The organism is Streptomyces prasinopilosus (assembly GCF_001419695.1).
In the GTDB taxonomy this organism is placed as follows: domain Bacteria; phylum Actinomycetota; class Actinomycetes; order Streptomycetales; family Streptomycetaceae; genus Streptomyces; species Streptomyces prasinopilosus.
In genome coordinates this window covers 1-2,246 of sequence record NZ_LIRG01000888.1, presented here as the reverse complement: position 1 = coordinate 2,246, position 2,246 = coordinate 1, and the positions used below count along the sequence as shown (strand labels likewise).

3 protein-coding genes are annotated in these 2,246 nt (G+C 73.1%); 2 read left to right on the top strand and 1 reads right to left on the bottom strand.

Going from position 1 to position 2,246, the window contains the following annotated elements; translation table 11 throughout:
- Window positions 1-134 precede the first annotated feature (134 nt).
- A complete protein-coding gene (locus tag AOK18_RS28055; protein ID WP_055696143.1) occupies window positions 135-1,346 on the top strand; it encodes a cysteine desulfurase-like protein in 1,212 nt (403 codons plus the stop codon).
- Between the two features lie 139 nt (window positions 1,347-1,485).
- Window positions 1,486-1,659: a hypothetical protein gene (locus AOK18_RS33485; RefSeq protein WP_095534100.1), complete on the top strand. Its 174-nt coding sequence runs from the start codon at window positions 1,486-1,488 to the stop codon at window positions 1,657-1,659.
- Window positions 1,660-1,746: 87 nt separating this feature from the next.
- Here the strand turns inward: AOK18_RS33485 and AOK18_RS28050 are convergent.
- On the bottom strand, window positions 1,747-2,246 hold a 500-nt coding region (locus AOK18_RS28050; protein WP_167738752.1), incomplete at its 5' end, for a CAP domain-containing protein.

The window sequence follows — 2,246 nt, the reverse complement described above, 5'->3', positions numbered from 1 at the left end:
CCCGGCCGGGGCGGGACAGAATCGGGAACAGGGCCGGCCGATGGGCGGTCACCCGCACCGGGCCCTCTCCTTCGGCCCGCAGGGGGCGGGAAGCGCGAGAGAGGGCCCGGGGACGAAGACGAACAGGAGTTCCCGTGACGTACGACGTCGACACCATCCGCGCGCAGTTCCCCGCACTGACCGCCGGGACGGCCCACTTCGACGGCCCCGGCGGCACCCAGACCCCCCGGCCCGTCATCGAGGCCGTCTCGGACGCGTGGAGCAGCCCGCTGTCGAACCGGGGACACGGGACGGCGGGGGAGCGCAACGCCGAGAACATCGTCACCGGATGCCGCCGGGCGCTGGCCGACCTCCTGGGGGCGGACCCGGCCGGGATCGTGTTCGGGCGCAGTGCCACGCAGCTCGCCTACGACTTCTCGCGCACCCTCGCCAAGACGTGGTCGCCCGGGGACGAGGTGGTCGTCACCCGGCTGGACCACGACTCGAACATCCGGCCCTGGGTCCAGGCCGCGGCCCGGGCCGGAGCCACCGTACGCTGGGCCGACTTCGACCCGGTCACCGGGGAGCTGACCGCCGACGACATCCGGGCGGTGCTCTCGGAACGCACCCGGCTGGTCGCCGTGACCGCCGCCTCCAACCTGATCGGCACGCGCCCCCGGATCGCCGAGATCTCCCGCCCGGTGCACGAGGCGGGCGCGCTGCTGTACGTCGACGGCGTGCACCACACCGCCCATCGCCTGGTCGACGTCGAGGAAATGGGCGCCGACTTCTTCGCCTGCTCCCCGTACAAGTTCCTCGGCCCGCACCACGGAGTGCTCGCCGCCCGGCCCGAGTTGCTGGAGACACTGCGTCCCGACAAGCTGCTCCCCTCCACGGACGCGGTCCCGGAGCGCTTCGAACTCGGCACGCTGCCGTACGAGTTCCTCGCGGGCACCCGCGCCGCCGTCGACTTCCTCGCCGGACTCGACGCACGCGCCTCGGGCACCCGGCGGCAGCGGCTGGCCGCGGCGTTCGCGGCGCTCGAAGGACACGAGGAGAACCTGCGGGCCCGGATCGACAAGGGACTGGGTGCCCTCGACGGGGTCACGGTCCACTCCAACGCGGCCGACCGCACACCCACCCTGCTGCTGACCCTCGACGGGCGCAGCACGGCGGACGCCTCCCGGTTCCTCTCGCAGCGCGGTGTCCACGCGCCGTCCGGCTCCTTCTACGCGGTCGAGGCCTCCCGCAGGCTCGGCCTCTCGGACACCGGGGGACTCCGGGTGGGCCTCGCCCCCTACAACAACACGGAGGACGTGGAGCGGCTCCTGTCCGGCCTGTCCGATTTCCTCGCCGGGCGTTCCTGAGGTCCGGTGCCCGGACCCCGCGTTCCCGGACGGCCGAACCGGCAGCCGCACGCGCGGGCGCGCCACTTCACCGAACTCCGCTGCTTGCACGGGCGATGTCCGGGCATACGGGCTTCACCCCTTGGAGAGGAGCCTGTTCATGCTCGGCATAGTGGCGGCGGTGCTGTTCTTCCTCGCGTTTCTGATCAACGCGGCGGACATCGGCACCAACGATGTGTTCTCTTCGGTGAACCTGATGCTGCTGGGGCTGACCGCCCTGGCCCTGCACGTGGCGGGAGTCGGCGGCGGCTGGGCTTCCAGGAGCCGACGCTGACCCGGATCCCGGTCCACTGCCCCGGTGGCGGGGTGCCCGGAGCCGCACCGCGGCCCTGAGCACCCCGCCACCGGGGCGTACGGGCGCCTATCGGGCCGTGCCGAAGTCCTGGGTCCAGTAGGAGCCGGGCTGGGCGAGGCCGACCCCGATCTCCTCGAACGCGCAGTTGAGGATGTTCTCCCTGTGGCCGGGGCTGGCCATCCAGCCGGCCATCACCTGCTCGGGAGTGGAGTAGCCGTAGGCGACGTTCTCGCCGTAGGTGCTCCAGCTGTAGCCGGCGCGTGCGATGCGGTCGTCGGGCGAGGATCCGTCCGAGCCGGTGTGCGACATGGTGCGGCTCGCCGCCATGTCCTCGCTGTGCTTCTGCGCGGCCTCGGTCAGGGCGGCGTTCACCTTCACCGGGGAGCAGCCGGCCTTGCCGCGTTCGGCGTTGACGATCTCCACGACCTCGGCGACGGCTCCGGAGGCCTCGGGGGCGCCCGGCGAGGCGGGACTCGAAGCACCGGCGGCGGGCTCGGGGCCGGTGGTGACGGGCTTCGGGGCCGCGGTGGTGGGCCGGGGAGCGGCCCACCACCGCGGCCCCGAAG

Coding starts and splice junctions, on each gene's coding strand:
- AOK18_RS33485 (WP_095534100.1), top strand. CDS start 1,486: ATGCTCGGCATAGTGGCGGCGGTGCTGTTCTTCCTCGCGTTTCTGATC.